This is a genomic window from Dietzia sp. SLG310A2-38A2, assembly GCF_014145095.1.
In the GTDB taxonomy this organism is placed as follows: domain Bacteria; phylum Actinomycetota; class Actinomycetes; order Mycobacteriales; family Mycobacteriaceae; genus Dietzia.
In genome coordinates this window covers 1-1,867 of sequence record NZ_JAALDX010000502.1, presented here as the reverse complement: position 1 = coordinate 1,867, position 1,867 = coordinate 1, and the positions used below count along the sequence as shown (strand labels likewise).

The following is a 1,867-nucleotide window of genomic DNA, read 5'->3' as shown; positions in this document are numbered from 1 at the left end:
CGGAACGGGGAGCGGCGGCGCCCCCGCCGTGGGGGCGGGTACCGATCCGGGTGCGGAGGGCGACGGCGATCACGGCCGCGGCGATCACGCCGGCGGTCACCAGCGCGATGGTCAGACCGTCGTAGCCGGCGTTCGAGAACGCCCGGATGCTCGCGACGGCCATCACCCATGCCAGGGAGACGGGGATGAGCACCTTCCAGCCGAAGCCCATGAACTGGTCGTAGCGCAGCCTCGGCAGGGTGGCGCGCAGCCAGATGAACAGGAACATGAAGCCCCACACCTTGATCACGAACCACAGCAGCGCCCACCACCCGGAGTCCGCGCCGTCGATCAGGGAGAACGGCAGCGGGGCCTGCCAGCCGCCGAGGAACAGGGTGGCCGCCAGGGCCGAGACCGTGGTCATGTTGACGTACTCGGCCAGCATGAACATGGCGAACCGCAGCGACGAGTACTCGGTGTGGAACCCTCCGACCAGTTCGCCCTCGGCCTCGGGCAGGTCGAAGGGCGCGCGGTTGGTCTCGCCGACCATGGAGATCACGTAGATGAGGAACGAGGGCGCCAGGAGGAACACGAACCAGACCTCGGACTGCGCGGCGACGATCCCCGAGGTCGACATGGTGCCGGCGAACAGGAACACGCCCACGAAGGACAGGGCCATCGCGATCTCGTAACTGATCACCTGAGCCGTGGACCGGAGTCCGCCGAGCAGGGGGTAGGTGGAGCCGGAGGACCAGCCGGCCAGCACGATCCCGTACACGCCGATCGAGGTGACGGCCAGGATGTAGAGCACTCCCACGTTCAGGTCGGTCAGTTGCAGTGGCGTCCGGTACCCGAAGATCGAGACCTCGGGGCCGAAAGGGATCACGGCGAACGCCATGAATGCCGGGATCACCGCGATGACCGGGGCCAGCAGGAAGACGGGCTTGTCGACCCCCGCTGGGATCAGTCCCTCCTTGAGGGCGATCTTGACGCCGTCGGCAAGGCTCTGCAGCATGCCCAGCGGACCGACCCGGTTGGGTCCGATGCGCATCTGCATCCAGGCGATGACCTTGCGCTCGAGGTAGATCGCGGCGAGCACCGTCACCACGAGGAACACGAAGACCGCGAGCACCTTGATCAGTACCAGCCACCACGGGTCGATGCCGAAGGCGGACAGGTCCGAGTACCCGGCCGAGGTCACGAGGCCACCTCCCCGGCGCCGATCCGGACGACGTCCCCCGCGGCCGCGGCGAGCGTGGCGTTGACGGCCGACCCGGGTGAGTTCTGCGGCAGCCACACCACGCGATCGGGCATCTCGGTGACCGCGCAGGGCAGTGTGATCGATCCGGTCTCCGTGGAGACGGTCAACGGATCTCCGTCCGCGGCGCCGACCTCGAGGGCGGTGGCCGGGGAGAGCCTGACCACGGGGGTCCGGGCCGTCCCGGCCAGGTGCGGTTCGCCGTCCTGCATCCGTCCCGAGTCCAGCAACATCCGCCAGGTGGCCAGGACGGCCTGCCCGACGGCGGGCCGGGGGATCCGGGCCCGGCCCGTGGGAGTCGGCCTCGTCGTCGTCGCGACCTTGTCCTCTTCCCCACGCGCCCCCAGGGTCTCGCTCACGGCCGCCAGTTCTCGCCGGACGGACTCGACGTCGGTGAGGCCGAACCAGGCGCCCATCTCCTCGGCGAGGGCGTTCAGGACCCGGTGGTCGGGGAGGGCGTCGCCACCGGTCAGGGCGGCGGCGAAGGGTCGCTCGCGGCCCTCCCAGGTGAGGAAGGTGCCGGCCTTCTCGGCCACGGGCGCGACCGGTAGCACCACGTCGGCCCGGTCGCTGATCTCGCTCCGGCGCAGCTCGATGCTCACCACGAACCCGGCGGCGTCGATCGCGGCG

Annotated in this window: 2 protein-coding genes; both read right to left on the bottom strand. The window is 70.1% G+C overall.

Annotated features, from left to right (window positions below; genetic code table 11):
• On the bottom strand, window positions 1-1,180 hold a 1,180-nt coding region (nuoH, locus tag G6027_RS16240), incomplete at its 3' end, for an NADH-quinone oxidoreductase subunit NuoH (protein WP_182638059.1).
• Window positions 1,177-1,867: molybdopterin dinucleotide binding domain-containing protein (locus G6027_RS16235; protein WP_277612356.1), on the bottom strand; the 691-nt coding region annotated here is incomplete at its 5' end. The genes G6027_RS16235 and nuoH, both read right to left, overlap by 4 nt.